The following is a 15,508-nucleotide window of genomic DNA, read 5'->3' as shown; positions in this document are numbered from 1 at the left end:
CGCGACCGGAGGCCGCCTGCGCAAAACCGCCTCAGGCCGCCGGAACCGGATCGTGGCTGCCGATGCGGCTGGGCTGTTCGATCACGCGCCCGGCCGGCAGCCGCACCGTCATCGTGGTGCCGGCACCGGGCGTGCTGCGGCAGGTCAGCGTGCCGCCATGCAGGTCGACGAAATTCTTCGAGATCGACAGGCCCAGCCCGGTGCCCTCGTACCGGCGGTTGGCGGCATTCTCCGCCTGACGGAAAGGCTGGAACAGGTCGGCCATGAAGTCCGGCGGGATGCCGATCCCGGTGTCGGCAACCGCCAGTGCGAAGCCGCGACCCTGCTCCATCCCGGCCGTTATGGTGATGCTGCCGCCGCCGGGCGTGAATTTCACCGCGTTGGACAGCAGGTTCAGGATCACCTGCTTGAAGGCACGGCGGTCGACCCACAGGGTGGCGATGGCGGCCGTCACCTCGTTGTGGATGGCGACCCCGCCGGAGGCGGCGCGGTCGCGCACCATCATCAGGCATTGGCCGACCGCCTCATGCACCTCCACCGCCTCCTCGCACAGATCGAACTGACCGGCTTCCAGCTTCGACATGTCCAGCACGGCGTTGACGATGTCCAGCAGGTGCCGGCCGCTGTCATGGATGTCGGTGATGCAGGACTTCTGCCGCTCGTTGACCGTGCCGAAGAACTCGCTGTCCAGCACCTCGGCGAAGCCGATGATGGCGTTCAGCGGGGTGCGCAGCTCATGGCTCATGTTGGCCAGGAATTCGCTCTTCGCCCGGTTCGCCAGCTCCGCCTGGGTCTTGGAGGCGATCAGTTCCGCCTCCTGCTGCTTGCGGCGCGTCATGTCGCGGATGACGCCGACATAGATCCGCGGTTCGTCCGGACGCGCCGCACCGGTCCCGCCGCCCAGCCGCAGATCGCTGACGGTGAAGCCGACCGGGAAGGCATGGCCGTCACGGCGCAGGGCGGTCAGGTCGCGGTCGTTGGCACCGCCGCGCGCGTCGGGGATCAGCGCCTCGATCGGCTGGCCGATCATCTCCCGCTCCGGCACGGCGAACATCATCTCCGCCGCGCGGTTGAAGGTGACGATGCGCCCGGCGGTGTCGAAGGTCACCACCGCATCCAGCATGGACTCGAGGATGCCGCGGATCCGGCGGGAGGCGCGGGCCAGCCGGGCCTGATCCTCGTCCCGCCGGGCATGCTGGCGTACGACGAAGGCGGTCAGCAGGGCGATGGCGATGGTCATCACCGTGCCGATGGACGTCCAGGCCGCCGTGTCGCGCCGCCATTCGGCCAGCGCCGCCGCCACCGGCAGGGTCGCGACGATCACGAAGGGATAACCCTGCACCCGCCGCACGCTGACCAGGCTGTCGGTGTCGCCCCCGGGTCCGGGGACCGCATCGCGGATGGTCGTCTCGTCATGGATGGCAAGCGCGGTCCACACCGCCGGCCAGTCGGTCAGCCGGCCCGGTCCGCCGTGATTTCCACCCGGCCCCTGCGGCCGCTCCAGCAGGATGGTGCCATCCCCCAGCGCCAGGATCACGCTGCCCTTGCGGTCGATATCCCGCGATTCCAGCGTCGCCGCCAGACGTGTCGGATCGACCATGGCGACCAGCACGCCGCGGAAGCCGCCGTCGGTATCCAGCCAGCGCCTGCTGAACGGGATGATCTGCGTGCCGGGCCGCACCCGGCTGGTGATGGCGGCGCTGACATGCAGATCCCGGCCGCCGTCACGCGGCCCGGTGAAATAGGAGCGGTCGGACAACGGCACCGTCGGCAGCGGCAGTTCGGCTGAATGATGCAGGGCGAAGCCGTCGCCGTCGACCACCACCAGATCGGCCAGTTCGGCGAAGGTGTCGCGCCGCTGGCGCAAATGGTCGTGGATCGCCGTGCTGCCGCGGCGGGGGCCGTCGGGAAGCATGTCGAGCGCGAAGGACAGGTCGCGCAGCAGCTGGTCCACCGCGAAGGCCGTCCGCAGCGTCTGCGATTCCAGCATGCGGGCAAGATCGCGGGTCGCGCGCTCACCGGCGTCCAGCGCCTCGCGACGGCCCTGGAGGATGCCGTAGCCGATCAGCGTGTTGACCACCAGGATGAAGGCGAGGCCGGACGCGGTCATCAGGAAGCGCACCGATCCCAGCCGGCCACGCAACGCTCCCGCCAGACCGGCGGTGGAGCGGGGTGGCGGCGGGGAGGCGGACCCGGGAACGGGCATCGGCGTCGTGATTTCCTGTGGCGGTTGCGGCCGGATGGCCCCCCTGTTTAATCGCGCCGGCGCCTTAAAGAAAGTGTAACCGGACGGAAATGCGGGGCTTTGCACTGCGCGCAGATGCCGCGCCGTTCATGCCGCGTGCTTTGAGCGTGGACGCCGCTCTGCCATGCCCTGTTCTCCCTCCCGTCGGCGGTTGCCGTAGCCGGCGCCATCCGTTAGGTAAGGAGCCATCTTGGCAGCCGGATCGCGCATATCCCCATGACCGACGGACCGCTTTCGCTCTACCGCGCCCGCCGCGGCAGCGGCACTCTTCGCCCCGATCCCGACCAGGAACTGGCGGCGGAGAAGTTCCAAAGCCTGTATCAGGCGTTGAAGGGCTATCAGCCGCAGCCCGTCGGCGACGACAAGCCGGCAGGGGGAGGGTGGCTGGAGCGTTTCGGTCTGGGCCGCCGCCGCGCCGCGCCGCCGCCGCCGGACATCGCCTCCACCGCACCGCAGGGGCTGTACATCTACGGCAGCGTCGGCCGCGGCAAGTCGATGCTGATGGACCTGTTCTACGAGACCGCCCCGGTCGACAAGAAGCGGCGCGTCCATTTCCACGAATTCATGCTGGAAATCCACCAGCGCATCCACGACCATCGCCAGTCGGGCAAGGGAAAGCACGATGGCCCGGACGAGGCGCTACCCGAACTGGCCCGTGCGCTGGCCGACGAGGCGTGGCTGCTCTGTTTCGACGAGTTCCACGTCACCAACATCGTTGACGCGATGATTTTGGGGCGCCTGTTCACCAACCTGTTCGACCTGGGCGTGGTGGTGGTGGCGACCTCCAACTGGCCGCCCGACATGCTGTACAAGGACGGTCTCCAGCGCGAGCTGTTCCTGCCCTTCATCGCCCTGCTGAAGGAAAAGCTCGACATCCTGTCGCTGGACGGCCCGACCGACTACCGGCTGGACCGGCTGAAGGGCGTGCCGATCTACCATCACCCGCTGGGTACGGCCTCGGACGCTGCCCTTGCGAAAGCCTTTTCCGACCTGACCGGCGGTGCGGCGGGCGAGCCTTGCAGCCTCACGGTGCAGGGACGGCGGGTGGAAATCGCGCGTGCCGCCAAATGCGTGGCCTGGGTCGATTTCTGGGATTTGTGCGGCAAGCCGCTGGGGGCGGCCGACTATCTGGCGATCGCCACCCATTTCCACACGGTTCTGATCGACCATGTGCCCACGATGAAGGACGAACTGCGCAACGAGGCCAAGCGCTTCATGACGCTGATCGATGCGCTGTACGAGCACAAGGTCAACGTCGTCATCGCCGCCGAGGGCCCGCCGGAACGCCTTTATCCCGAAGGCACCCACGCCTTCGAGTTCGAGCGCACGGTCAGCCGCCTGATGGAGATGCAGAGCGAGGACTACCTGCAACGGCAGCATTTGACCTGATCGCTGCTCCGGATCGGTTCTCTCGACCGGGGTTCGCCGCCTTGCCCGGTCCTTCCATGGCTGGTCAAGGCGGCTGTATTTCTCTTGCCGATACAAGAGAAGGAATTTCTTTGCGAGAGTAATAAAATATTCTTTTTGATTGTCAGTCAGCTCGTACAATATTTGCGCGAAAATGGCAATATATTGACAAAATCTCGCCATCAAGTTGATGAATTACGCTCTGAAAATAAACATTTCATTATTTAAATAATAAAGTGGTTTACCCCCTATTGATTGGATTGGTGAAAAAACTACCCTAAATCCGAGGGAATGGTTTTGATCCCGCTCGGAATTATCGCTTTTGGGGGTGGTGGATGTTGGGGTGGTTCGGCAATCAAAAGATGATCGTGAAGATCCTCGCACCGGTGATTCTGCTGCTGGCCTTCATGACGGCGATTGCCGTGACGGCGCTCCAGCGTCTGGAACTGGTTCAGCGGGTCTCGGAATATGCGCTGACCGTCGAGGCGGCACGGCGCGCGACCATTCTCGACGTCGGCCGACATCTCAATGCGGCAACCGTGGCCGAGAAGAACGCCATCATCGAAAAGAACGTCGATGAAATGCGGCGTTTTTCCGCCATGTTCAACGAAGCGATGGCGCGGACCGACAAGGCCGTCGCCGACCTCGCCCTCACCGCGGACAGCGACATCCGCCGCGAAACCGGCGTGAAGATCAAATCGCTGGTCGACGCCTACCGACAGAACGCCCTCAAGGTCATCGACCTGACCATTCAGGGCAAGGATGACGAGGCGTTCGCCCTCAGTTCCGGCGAAGGCGCCAAGACGCGCCGCGCGGCGTCTGAACTGATCGACGAGCGGGTCGAAATCAACCGCAAGGGTGTCGAGAAGGCGATACGGGAAGCCAGCGCCGCCACCGAGCAGACGCGGAGCGTCGTCCTGACGCTCTCCATCGCCGGCATCCTGCTGGGGCTGGGGTTGTCGTTGATCGTCGTGGTGCTTCTGATCACCCGTCCGATGACGCGCATCATCACCGCGATGACCCGCGTGTCGCAGGGCGAACTGGATTTCGCCATCGATGGGACGGAGCGCCGCGACGAGGTCGGCTTGCTCGCCCGCACCCTGGATGTCTTCAAAGGCAGCGCGCTCGAAGTCCGGCGCCTGACCGCCGAGCAGGAGGCACAGAAGGCGCGCGCAGAGGCGGAGCGCAAGGCGGAGATGCGCCGACTCGCCGACCGGTTCGAGGGCAGCGTCAGCGCCATCGTCCAGAATGTGTCCTCGTCCGCCATCCAGATGCAGGGGGCTGCCGGCAGCCTGTCCTCCAGTGCGACCCAGTCGACCGCGCAGGCGACCGCCGTCGCGGCGGCATCGGAACAGTCCAGCGCCAACGTGCAGACGGTCGCCGCGGCAACCGAGGAGCTGGCCGCCTCGATCCTGGAGATCGGGCGTCAGGTGTCGAACCAGAGCGCCATTTCGGCAACCGCCGTGCAGGAGGCCGACCGCACCAACGCCAGCATGCAGCTTCTGGTCGAAACCGCCAACCAGATCGGCGCCGTGGTCGATCTCATCAATTCCATCGCTGGCCAGACCAACCTGCTTGCCCTGAACGCCACCATCGAGGCCGCCCGCGCCGGCGAGGCCGGCAAGGGCTTCGCCGTCGTCGCCAGCGAGGTGAAGGCGCTGGCCAGCCAGACGGCGAAGGCCACCGACGAGATCCAGACGAAGGTGAAGCAGATCCAGGGCGCCACCACCGGTGCGCGGGAAGCGGTGGCCGGCATCGCCGGGATCATCGGCCGGATGAGCGAAATCTCGTCGGCCATCGCCGCCGCCATCGAGGAGCAGAATGCGGCGACCTCCGAAATCTCCAACAATGTCGCCCAGGCGGCGCGCGGCAGCGAGCAGGTGTCCACCAACATCGTCGGCGTGACCAGGGCCGCCACCGAAACCGGTGCCGCCGCCGATCAGGTTCTGAGCACCGCCAACGGGCTGGCGAAGGAGGCGGATCGGCTGAAGGCGGAGGTCGGCAACTTCATCGCCACCGTCCGCGCCGCCTGACCGTACCCGCATCCGCACCCACGTTCGTCGTCCTCAACCCTCCCGTCGAACCGGCCCGGCATCATTGTTGGTCCGGTCCGGCGGGCGGATTTTCTTCGTCTCCGGATTGTGGCTGTTGCGGCCCGGAAACCTTTTTTGCGAATCCTGCGCTGGGAACGGATGACTTCCTCTGGCTTGGCTGTTCATGCCAGGTAACGTCATTCCAGGGCGGGGCATCCACGATGAAGACGCGTTTAGTTGTGCTCGGCTGCCTGCTGGCGGCCGCGATGGCCGGCTGTACCCCAACTCCGAATTTACAGACGAGGACGACCACTTTCATGCCGGCAACCGACGCCGGAAAACGCTGCGTCGCCCAATGCCAGCAGACGAGGCAGCTGTGCAACGCCGCGGTCGAATTGGGGTACCAGACCTGCATGGCCGAAGGGCTGACCCGTGCGCATGCCGCATATTACGAGTACAAGAAAAATCTTCCCAAAGGTGCGAAGCATGAAAGGCGAATTGGGGACTTTGAAAGTGAAATTCATTGCTACCGATTGAGCAGCTGTTCCCAGGATTACGATGAGTGTTTTGTGAGCTGCGGCGGCCGCATGGAGATGCAGACCTATTGTGTGAGCAATTGCAAACTGATGAAGCCGCCGCAGTCGGATGGGTCCAAGGTGGGGCCTGTCAGGGTGGTGCAATAGCCGCCGCCCGCCGCCGCAGCTCTTCGAAATCGCGGCCGGCATGGTGGGAGGAGCGGGTCAGCGGCGTCGCCGACACCATCAGGAAGCCCTTCGCCCGCGCCACCGTCGCATAGCGCTCGAATTCCTCGGGCGTGACGTGGCGGGCGACCGGGTGATGGGTGGGGGTGGGGCGGAGATACTGGCCGATGGTCAGGAAATCGACGCCCGCCGCCCGCAGATCGTCCATCACCTGCAACACCTCCGCCGGCTCCTCGCCCAGCCCGACCATGATGCCGGACTTGGTGAAGATGCCTGGGTCGCGCTCCTTCACCCGCTCCAGCAGGCGGAGCGAGCCGTAATAGCGGGCACCCGGCCGCACCTCGGCATAGAGCCGCGGCACAGTCTCCAGATTGTGGTTGTAGACGTCGGGGCGGGCATCGGCGACCGCCTCCACCGCCCCTGGCTTGTTGCGGAAATCGGGGGTCAGCACCTCCACCGTCGTGGCGGGGGCGGTCTCGCGCAGGCGGCGGATGCAGCGGGCGAAATGCGCGGCACCGCCGTCCGGCAGGTCGTCGCGGTCGACCGAGGTGATGACGACATGGGCAAGGCCCAGCTTGCTCACCGCCTCGGCCAGCCGGTCCGGCTCGTGGGGGTCGAGCGCGTCCGGCCGGCCGGTGGCGACGTTGCAGAAGGCGCAGGCCCGCGTGCACACGCTGCCCAGGATCATCACCGTGGCGTGCCGCTTGCTCCAGCACTCGCCGATGTTGGGGCAGGCGGCCTCCTCGCAGACCGTGTTCAGGCCGTGGCGGCGGACGAGCGACCGGGTGTCCTCGAACGCCGCACCGGCGGGCGCGCGGGCGCGGAGCCAGGCCGGCTTCTCGGGCCGGTGTTCCGGGCGGGGTGCATGCAGCGCGGGCAGGGCCATCAGTGGACAAGCTCCGGCTGTTCGGCTGCCGCGGCCACGGCTTGCGGCTGCACGATGATCTTCACGTTGCGGTCCTTGTGGGCGACCAACTCCTCGAAGCCGCCGCTGACGATGTCGCTCAGCGTGATGCGGCCGGTGATCAGCGGCTGCACGTCGATCCGGCCGTCGGCGATGAAGCGGATGACGTCGGCGAACTCGCCATTGTAGGCCAGCGAGCCGATGATCTGCTTCTCGGTGGCGACGATCTCGAAGAAGTTGAAAGAGCTGGGTTCCTCGAAGATGCCGACCAGAACCGTCTTGCCGGCCTTGCGGATCACGTCGATGGCGAGCTTGGCGGTGTCGCGGTGGCCGATGCACTCGAACGACACGTCGGCACCGTAGCCGCCGGTCAGCGCCTTGACCTCCGCCACCGCGTCGCACTCCTTGGGATCGAGCACGAGGGAGGCGCCGACCTCCAGCGCCTTGGCCTTGCGGGCGGCGGACATCTCCAGAACGATGATCCGCCCGGCTCCCGCCGCCTTCGCGCACATGATGGTGCAGAGCCCGATGGTGCCGGCACCGACCACCACCACCGTCTCGCCGACGATGCTGCCGGCCTTCTTCACCGCATGCATGCCGACCGCCAGCGGCTCGATCAGGGCGCCGGCCTCGGTCGGGAAGCCGTCGGGCAGCTTGTAGAGCAGTTCTGCCGGGACGTTGACCAGACTGGCGAAGGCGCCGTTGTTCATCAGGCCGGTGAAGGCCAGTTTCTCGCAGATGTTGTACATGCCGTGCTTGCAGTAATAGCACTCGCCGCAATGCTGGCAGGCGTCGGCCGCCACCCGGTCGCCGACGCTGAACCCGGTCACGCCCTCGCCGAGCACCGCGATCTCGCCGCTGAACTCGTGGCCGAGGATGCACTGGCCCTTCAGGCCGGTCAGCGGGTGCGGGGTGTCGACCGGGATGAAGACCGGGCCGGCGACATACTCATGCAGGTCGGACCCGCAGATGCCGCACCAATGCACCTTGATCTGCACCCAGCCGGCGGGCGGCGCGCCCGGCAGCGGCACGTCCTCGACCCGGATGTCCTTGCGGCCATGCCAGACGGCGGCCTTCATCGACGCTGCACTCATGGTGTTGTCCTCCGGTTTTATCGTTGTGGGGCGAGTGTCTGCTGCGGTCAGGCGAACACCATCCCGCCATCGACCAGCAGGGACTGGCCGGTCATGAAATCGCTGTCGGACGAGGCGAGGAAGCGGGCAACGCCGACCAGATCTTCCGCCCGCGACGGCCGGCCCAGCACGGCGCCGGCGGCGAACATGTCGAAGGCCTCGTTCTCCGACTTGGTGATGCCGGTGTCGCGGAAGCCCTGGTCGATGATCTTCCACATCTCGGTCGCCACCACGCCGGGGCAGATGGCGTTGGCGGTGATGCCGTCCTTGCCGAAGCCGCGGGCGGCAGCCTGGGTCAATGCCACCACGGCGAATTTGCTGGCGGAGTAATGGGCCAGCGGCTCGTAGCCCTGCTTGCCGGCGATGGAGGCGGTGTTGACGATCTTGCCGCCGCCGCCCTGTTTCCTGAACGTCTTGATCGCTTCCTGCATGCCGATCAGCACGCCCAGCGCGTTGACGTCGTTGACCGTGTGCCAGTCGTCCTCGGTGATGTCGAGGAAGGGCTTGGTCTGGGCGATGCCGGCATTGTTGAAGAGGACATCGAGCCGGCCATGGGCCTTCACCGTCTCGTCGATCATGCGGCGGACGGCGGCGCGGTCGCGGACATCGACGATGACGGCGATGGCGCTGCCGCCGGCCGTACGGATGGCTTCGGCGACCTGTTGAGCGTCGGCCTCGTTGCGGTCGGCGATGGTCAGCTTGGCACCGTCGGCGGCGAGCGCCTTGGCGATGGTGGCGCCGATGCCGCGGCCGGCGCCGGTGACGATGATGCACTTGTTCTTGAGATCGGGCATGAACGGTCTCCTGCCGGCGCGCTGGCGGTCAGCCGCACGCCGGTGGCGAGGGGGTCGGGAACCGGGGATAGGGGGCGGGAAGGGGGCTGGCCTCCTCAGTCCGCCTTGGCGATGTGGTCCTTCAGCAGCGCGTTCACCTTGCCGGCCGCCTCCATCTGCACCATGTGGCCGGCGCCGGGGAGGATGGCGACCTGGGCGGTGTTCGCCAGCGCCTGGGCATGATCGGCGGGGATGACGCGGTCCTCCTCGCCCCACACCACCAGCGTCGGCGTCCTGGCATCCGCGATGCCGGAGGCGAGCACGCTGGCCTGCCGGCCCTCGGCGAACAGCGAGGCCGACAGCGCCCGCAGCGCCTCGTCCACACCGTCCAGCCGCTTGTACTTCAGGAGGTCGTCAACCATCTGGCGGCTGACAAGGCCGCGGTCGGCGAACAGCGTCTCCAGGACCGGTTTCAGGTCGCGGCGCGATGTCGCACCAACGAAGCCCTGGATGTAGCCGTGGTCGATCTGCTCGCCCAAACCGGCCGACGCGATCAGCGACAGCGACGCCACCCGCCCCGGCGCGTCGAGTGCCGTGCGCATCGACACCGCCCCGCCCATCGAATGGCCGACGAAATGGGCGCGCTCCACCCCGACCGCATCGAGGAAGCCCAGCACCGCCTTCGACAGGCCGGACAGGCTGGGATCGGCGATCTGCTTGTTCGACTGGCCGTGGCCGGGCAGGTCGAGCGCGTAGACGGTGGCCTTCTCCGCCAGCGCGTCGATGGTGAACAGCCAGTTGTCGAGATCGCCGCCGAAGCCGTGGACGAGCAGGACGGTCGGCCCGGTCTCGCCCCGCTTGGCATAGCGGATGGTTCCGGCCGGCGTTTCCGCGGTGTGGTATTGCGGGCCGGCCTCGGCGTCGCCGTCGTCTTCGCTGGCCGGGACGGCATAGGCGCTGATGAAGGCATCGATGTCGTCGTCGGGCACGTCGGGGTCGGCCAGCACGGCGATCAGCGCCTTGACCGGGTAGACTGTGCCGGGCTCGCCCAGCACGCGGCGCAGCACGCCGGTTTCGCCCGCCTCGACCACATTGGTGATCTTGTCGGTCTCGACCTCCAGCAGTTCATCGCCGATGGAGATGGTGGATCCCGGCCGCTTCAGCCAGCCGGTGACCTTGCCTTCCGACATGGACAGGCCCCATTTCGGCATGACGATGGGCTTGATGCGCTCGTTCAACATGGAACTCGGTCTCCTGGGAATGCTTTTTTGCTTGGTGCACACCCCTCCCGTCACTCCCGCTGAGGCGGGAATGAGGGGGGTGGGGCGGCTCGTGCGTGCTGTGTGGTGTGAGGCCGGTCTGTTACGCCGCGATCCGCGGCGATGCGCCCTTGGGCGACAGGGTGCGCTTCACGGCGCTGGCGATGCTGTCGGCGCTGGGAACGTACAGATCCTCCAACGAGGGCGCGAAGGGCACCGGGGTGTGCGGGGCGGTGACCATCTGGATGCCGGCCTTCAGCGCCCCGAAGGCGTTCTGGCCGACGAAGGCGGCGATGTCGGTGGCGAGGTTGCAGCGTGGGTGCGCCTCGTCGACCACCACCAGCCGGCCGGTGCGCTCCACACTCTCGACGATGGTGTCCCAGTCGATGGGCGACAGGGTGCGCAGGTCGATCACCTCGGCCTCTGTGCCGTCCTTCACCAGCGTCGCCGCCGCCTCCATCGCGCGGTGGACGGTCAGGCCGTAGCTGACGATGGTCACGTCGTCACCATCGCGCAGCACGTTCGCTTCGCCGAAGGGGATGGCGTAGCTCTCGGCCGGAACCTCGCATTCCAGGCCGTAGAGATTCTTGTGCTCGCAGAAGATGACGGGATCGTTGTCGCGGATCGACTGGATCAGCAGGCCCTTGGCGTCATAGGCGTTGCTGGGGCAGACCACCTTCAGGCCAGGAATGTGGGTGAACAGCGGGGTGAGCATCTGCGAATGCTGGGCGGCGGCGCGGAAGCCGGCGCCGACCATGCCGCGGATCACCACCGGGGTTTCGGCCTTGCCGCCGAACATGTAGCGGAACTTGGCGGCCTGGTTGAAGATCTGGTCGAAGCAGACGCCCATGAAGTCGAGGAACATCAACTCCGCCACCGGCCGCAGCCCGCAGGCGGCGGCCCCGACGGCGGCACCGATATAGGCGGATTCCGACAGCGGCGTGTCCATCAGCCGGTCGCCATGCTTGGCGTACAGACCCTTGGTGACGCCCAGCACGCCGCCCCAGGCGTCGTCCTCGCCCTGGGCGCCGGTGCCGCCGACGATGTCCTCGCCCATGACGATGACGGTGGGGTCGCGGCGCATCTCCAGATCCAGGGCCTCGTTGATCGCCTGCTTCATGCTGATCTTGCGGGACATGTGTTTCCTCCGCGCGTTTCGCGTTTCTTGAATGGGCTCAGTAGGCGACGTAGACGTGGCTCAGTAGGCGACGTAAACGTCGCGCAGCAGGTCTTCCGGCGCCGGCAGCGGGGCGGCCTTGGCGGCGCGCGTGGCGTCCTCGATCAGCGCGTTCACCTCGCGGTCGATGGCCTGCAGCTCGTCGCGGCCGATCACCCCGGCCTCGACCACCCGTTCCGACAGGATGGTCAGGCAATCGCGGGACGCGCGGATCGCCTCCAGCTCGCCCTTGGCGCGGTAGGTCTGGGCGTCGCCCTCGAAATGGCCGTAGAAGCGGACCATGTTGCATTCCAGCAGCGCCGGGCCGCCGCCGTCGCGGGCGCGGCGGATGATCTCGCCGGCTGCCTCGTACACCGCGAAGAAGTCGGTGCCGTCCACCGTGACGCCCGGCATGCCGAAGCCGGTGGCGCGGTCGACGTAGCTGTCGCAGGACACCGCCCACTCCATCGCGGTGGATTCGGCATAGCCGTTGTTCTCCACCACGAAGACCACCGGCAGGTTCCACACCGCGGCGAGGTTCAGGCTCTCCAGGAAGGTGCCCTGGTTGGACGCGCCGTCGCCGACGAAGGTGATGCCGACGCCGCGGTCGCCGCGCACCTTGGCGGCCAGCGCCGCGCCGCAGATCAGCGGAGCGCCGGCGCCGAGGATGCCGTTGGCGCCCATCATGCCCTTGGACAGGTCGGCGATGTGCATCGACCCGCCCTTGCCCCGGCAGGCGCCGGTGCTGCGGCCGTAGATCTCCGCCATCATCGCATGGACATCGACGCCCTTGGCGATGCAGTGGCCGTGGCCGCGGTGGGTGGAGGCGATGCGGTCGTTGTCGTTCAGGTGCATCATGATGCCGGTGGCGCAGGCCTCCTCGCCGGCATAGAGATGGACGAAGCCGGGGATGTCGCCCTTGGCGAAATCGACGTGCAGCCGCTCCTCGAACTCGCGGATCGTCCGCATGGTGCGGTAGGCCTTCAGCAGCTCGTCCTTGCCGAGGGGGAAGGGATTCTGGGCCATGAGGTGTTTTCTCCCTGGAGTGTGTTTGATGTTTAGAAGGCGGCGGCGACGGGCACCGGGGTGCCGGTCAGCAGCCGGTTCTGGCCGGCGTGCCGCATGACCGCGGCGACGTTGACCGTGCGGAAGGCGTCGTCCCGGAGCGTCAGGGACAGACGGTCGCGTTCGCTGAAGGACAGCTCGCGCTCCCCATCCAGCGCGACCGAGCCGGCGGTGACCTCCGGCACGAAGGCCACGCTGGCCGGCATGCGGCGCCAGTCGGTGACGCCGACCCGGGCCATCATTCCTGGCGCGATGGGAGCGTTGAGGGTGGTGATGCCCCTGCGGCAATCGCCGGCACCATCGCCATTGGGCGACAGCCGCACCATCAGGCCGCCGCTCTCGTCGCGGCCGACGGGTTCCAGCAGGCCGGCGATGGCCGACATGCCGATCACCTCCGGGTCGGCGAAGGTGACGTAGAGTTCGCGGAAATTCTCGGTCCGCCACAGGGCGCGGGCGCCGATGTAGCGCTCCGTCACCAGGGCGACATCGACCAGCGCCATCTCGGTGACGGTGGCGCCGGTCGCCCCGCTGTCGAGCGACACGTCGATCCGCTTGTTGGCGGCAAACGCGATGTGCGGCGGCACCCGCCCGGTGACCGCCAGCCCGGTGGCGAGCCCGGTGATCGTCGGCTCGCGATGTTCGGGGAAGGCGTTGTTGGTGCCGGTGGAGATGCCGGCGATGGGCACCGTCCCGCATTCCGCCGCCACCGCCCGATGGGTGCCGTCGCCGCCCAGCACCACCAGAGCCGACACGCCGGCCCGCCGCATCTCCGCGGTGGCGCGGTGGGTGTCGGCGACGGTGCCGGTGACCGGCATGGAGACGGTGTGGAGGGCAGGGTAGATGTCCTGGCCGCCCGAGGCGCCATTCCCCCTGGCCCGCATCAGGCCGCGCTCGACATGGGCGCGGATGCCGCCATTCTCCGGCATCATCAGCACGTCGCGGACGCCGCAGGCACGCAGCGCCGCCAGCACACGCAGCAGGATGTTCGCCCGGTCGGCGATCTGCAGGCTGGTGGCGTTGGCGACGACCCGGCGGATATCGCGGGCTGAAACCGGATTGGCGACGATGCCGACGACCGGAGCCAAGATGGCGCCTCCCCCTCGCTGATGCGCGCCGTTGATCGACGCGCGGTTCGAGGGAGTAAGAGCAACCGCCGTGCCAGATGGTCAGTTTAGCGGATTTTCTTGATTTTCAACGGTTGGAGGTGGTGCGGCGGGGTGGGGCGTTGCAACACCTGTTGCACGGACTGTTGCGCCGCCGGTGCAACAGGTGTGGCGCTTCATGCGTGAGATTGGAACCATCCCGCCGCACTCCGGCATTCCACCGTTGCGCAACACCCGTCTTGCCAAGCACTTGTCCGCCGCTCTAGCTTCCTTTGGTCATACCAATGAACCGTCCAGCGGGGAGGACAACACCCATGACCGTCATCGCCACCACCCGGCCGCGTGCGGCCCTGACCGAGGAGGCCCGGGCCGAGCTGTCGGCTCTGCTGGGCGACCGGTTCACCACCTCCCTGCCGGTGCGCGAGCATCACGGCAAGGACGAATCCTATCACACCCCCTTCCCGCCGGACGGCGTCGCCTTCGCCAACTCGACCGAAGAGGTCAGCGCAATCGTCAGGATCTGCGCGAAGCACAAGCTGCCGATCATCCCCTTCGGCACTGGCACCTCGCTGGAAGGCGGCATCGCCGCGCTGGCCGGCGGCATCACCATCGACCTGTCGGGCATGCAGCAGATCCTGCGCGTCAGCCCGGAGGATCTGGACGTGACCGTCCAGGCCGGCGTGACCCGCAAGCAGCTGAACGAGCACCTGCGCGACACCGGCCTGTTCTTCCCCATCGATCCCGGCGCCAACGCCTCGCTGGGCGGCATGTCGGCGACCAGGGCCAGCGGCACCAACGCCGTGCGCTACGGCACCATGCGCGAGAATGTGCTGGGCCTGACCGTGGTGCTGGCCGACGGCCGCGTCATCAAGACCGGCGGGCGGGCGCGCAAGTCGGCGGCCGGCTATGACCTGACCCGGCTGTTCGTCGGTTCCGAAGGCACGCTCGGCATCATCACCGAGGTGACGCTGAAGCTCTACGGCATCCCGGAAGCCATCTCGTCCGCCGTCTGCGCCTTCCCGACCATCAAGGGTGCCGTCGACACGGTGATCCAGACCATTCAGGTCGGCGTGCCGGTCGCCCGCATCGAACTGCTGGACGAGGTGCAGATCGACGCCGTCAACAAATACTCCAAGCTCGACTACGCCGTCGCCCCGACCCTGTTCTTCGAGTTCCACGGCACCGAGGCCGGGGTGAAGGAGCAGGCGGAGATGGTGGCCGCCATCGCCGCCGAGCATGGCGGGATGGAGTTCGCCTGGGCCACCCGGCCGGAGGACCGCTCGAAGCTGTGGCAAGCCCGGCACGACGCCTACTACGCGGCACTCGCCTTGCGTCCGGGGTCGAAGGGCTGGCCGACCGACGTCTGCGTGCCGATCTCGCGGCTTGCCGACTGCATCCTGGAGACCAAGCAGGATCTGGCGGGGTCCAACATGCTGGCCCCGATGGTCGGACATGTCGGCGATGGCAACTTCCACCTCGTCTATGTCCTCGACCCCGAGAACCCGGCGGAGCTGGCCGAGGCGCAGCGCCTTGCCGACAAGATGGTGACCCGTGCGCTGGAGATGGGTGGCACCTGCACCGGCGAGCACGGCATCGGCTACGGCAAGATGGCCTTCCTGGAGCAGGAAACCGGCGAAGCGTTCAACGTCATGGGCGACCTGAAGCGGGCCTTCGATCCGGACAACCTGCTGAATCCGGGCAAGGTGGTGCGGGTGTAAGGGGGCCTCGG

Annotated in this window: 12 protein-coding genes; 4 read left to right on the top strand and 8 right to left on the bottom strand. The window is 67.2% G+C overall.

Annotation, left to right across the window (positions count from 1 at the left end; genetic code table 11):
• Positions 1-31: 31 nt before the first annotated feature.
• Positions 32-2,206: an ATP-binding protein gene (locus TSH64_RS29400; protein WP_109450453.1), complete on the bottom strand. Its 2,175-nt coding sequence runs from the start codon at positions 2,204-2,206 to the stop codon at positions 32-34.
• A 255-nt stretch (positions 2,207-2,461) separates the two neighbouring features.
• On the opposite strand from TSH64_RS29400, the gene zapE reads away from it, so the two are divergent.
• From zapE to TSH64_RS29385, 3 genes are all read left to right on the top strand, one after another.
• Positions 2,462-3,634, top strand: coding sequence for a cell division protein ZapE (gene zapE, locus TSH64_RS29395; RefSeq protein WP_109450451.1), 1,173 nt, complete (start codon positions 2,462-2,464; stop codon positions 3,632-3,634).
• Between the two features lie 380 nt (positions 3,635-4,014).
• Complete coding sequence (locus TSH64_RS29390) at positions 4,015-5,685, top strand: methyl-accepting chemotaxis protein (protein WP_247873210.1); 1,671 nt, start codon at positions 4,015-4,017, stop codon at positions 5,683-5,685.
• A 221-nt stretch (positions 5,686-5,906) separates the two neighbouring features.
• Positions 5,907-6,368 carry a hypothetical protein gene (locus TSH64_RS29385; RefSeq protein ID WP_109450447.1) on the top strand — a complete coding sequence of 154 codons (462 nt, stop codon included), beginning with the start codon at positions 5,907-5,909 and terminating at the stop codon, positions 6,366-6,368.
• On the opposite strand, the gene lipA is transcribed toward TSH64_RS29385, so the two are convergent.
• The 7 genes from lipA to TSH64_RS29350 all read right to left on the bottom strand — a co-directional run bounded on the left by lipA (position 6,352) and on the right by TSH64_RS29350 (position 13,761).
• Entirely contained in the window at positions 6,352-7,272 is a 921-nt protein-coding gene (gene lipA, locus TSH64_RS29380) for a lipoyl synthase (RefSeq protein WP_109450445.1), read from the bottom strand. The genes TSH64_RS29385 and lipA overlap by 17 nt on opposite strands.
• Positions 7,272-8,384, bottom strand: coding sequence for a 2,3-butanediol dehydrogenase (locus TSH64_RS29375; RefSeq protein WP_247873209.1), 1,113 nt, complete (start codon positions 8,382-8,384; stop codon positions 7,272-7,274). The genes lipA and TSH64_RS29375 overlap by 1 nt, the downstream gene beginning before the upstream one ends.
• 47 nt (positions 8,385-8,431) lie before the next feature.
• Positions 8,432-9,217 (bottom strand): glucose 1-dehydrogenase, encoded by a 786-nt coding sequence (locus TSH64_RS29370; protein ID WP_109450441.1) that lies wholly within the window; start codon positions 9,215-9,217, stop codon positions 8,432-8,434.
• A 95-nt stretch (positions 9,218-9,312) separates the two neighbouring features.
• Positions 9,313-10,437 carry an acetoin dehydrogenase dihydrolipoyllysine-residue acetyltransferase subunit gene (locus TSH64_RS29365; RefSeq protein ID WP_199237695.1) on the bottom strand — a complete coding sequence of 375 codons (1,125 nt, stop codon included), beginning with the start codon at positions 10,435-10,437 and terminating at the stop codon, positions 9,313-9,315.
• A gap of 121 nt (positions 10,438-10,558) precedes the next feature.
• Positions 10,559-11,593 carry an alpha-ketoacid dehydrogenase subunit beta gene (locus tag TSH64_RS29360; RefSeq protein WP_109450439.1) on the bottom strand — a complete coding sequence of 345 codons (1,035 nt, stop codon included), beginning with the start codon at positions 11,591-11,593 and terminating at the stop codon, positions 10,559-10,561.
• Positions 11,594-11,653: 60 nt separating this feature from the next.
• On the bottom strand, positions 11,654-12,637 hold the full coding sequence (locus TSH64_RS29355; protein ID WP_098740309.1) for a thiamine pyrophosphate-dependent dehydrogenase E1 component subunit alpha: 984 nt from the start codon (positions 12,635-12,637) through the stop codon (positions 11,654-11,656).
• A 32-nt stretch (positions 12,638-12,669) separates the two neighbouring features.
• Positions 12,670-13,761 (bottom strand): NAD(+)/NADH kinase, encoded by a 1,092-nt coding sequence (locus TSH64_RS29350; protein ID WP_109450436.1) that lies wholly within the window; start codon positions 13,759-13,761, stop codon positions 12,670-12,672.
• A gap of 332 nt (positions 13,762-14,093) precedes the next feature.
• On the opposite strand from TSH64_RS29350, the gene TSH64_RS29345 reads away from it, so the two are divergent.
• Positions 14,094-15,497: an FAD-linked oxidase C-terminal domain-containing protein gene (locus tag TSH64_RS29345; RefSeq protein WP_109450434.1), complete on the top strand. Its 1,404-nt coding sequence runs from the start codon at positions 14,094-14,096 to the stop codon at positions 15,495-15,497.
• Positions 15,498-15,508: the final 11 nt, after the last annotated feature.

This window comes from Azospirillum sp. TSH64 (assembly GCF_003116035.1).
GTDB lineage: Bacteria > Pseudomonadota > Alphaproteobacteria > Azospirillales > Azospirillaceae > Azospirillum.
Note: the sequence above shows the minus strand (reverse complement) of the source record. Positions and strands in the feature narration are given on the sequence as shown.

Bases quoted from the DNA above. Each gene is read 5' to 3' on its own strand.
- TSH64_RS29400 (WP_109450453.1), bottom strand. From the start codon at position 2,206: ATGCCCGTTCCCGGGTCCGCCTCCCCGCCGCCACCCCGCTCCACCGCC.
- zapE (WP_109450451.1), top strand. From the start codon at position 2,462: ATGACCGACGGACCGCTTTCGCTCTACCGCGCCCGCCGCGGCAGCGGC.
- TSH64_RS29390 (WP_247873210.1), top strand. From the start codon at position 4,015: ATGATCGTGAAGATCCTCGCACCGGTGATTCTGCTGCTGGCCTTCATG.
- TSH64_RS29385 (WP_109450447.1), top strand. From the start codon at position 5,907: ATGAAGACGCGTTTAGTTGTGCTCGGCTGCCTGCTGGCGGCCGCGATG.
- lipA (WP_109450445.1), bottom strand. From the start codon at position 7,272: ATGGCCCTGCCCGCGCTGCATGCACCCCGCCCGGAACACCGGCCCGAG.
- TSH64_RS29375 (WP_247873209.1), bottom strand. From the start codon at position 8,384: ATGAGTGCAGCGTCGATGAAGGCCGCCGTCTGGCATGGCCGCAAGGAC.
- TSH64_RS29370 (WP_109450441.1), bottom strand. From the start codon at position 9,217: ATGCCCGATCTCAAGAACAAGTGCATCATCGTCACCGGCGCCGGCCGC.
- TSH64_RS29365 (WP_199237695.1), bottom strand. From the start codon at position 10,437: ATGTTGAACGAGCGCATCAAGCCCATCGTCATGCCGAAATGGGGCCTG.
- TSH64_RS29360 (WP_109450439.1), bottom strand. From the start codon at position 11,593: ATGTCCCGCAAGATCAGCATGAAGCAGGCGATCAACGAGGCCCTGGAT.
- TSH64_RS29355 (WP_098740309.1), bottom strand. From the start codon at position 12,637: ATGGCCCAGAATCCCTTCCCCCTCGGCAAGGACGAGCTGCTGAAGGCC.
- TSH64_RS29345 (WP_109450434.1), top strand. From the start codon at position 14,094: ATGACCGTCATCGCCACCACCCGGCCGCGTGCGGCCCTGACCGAGGAG.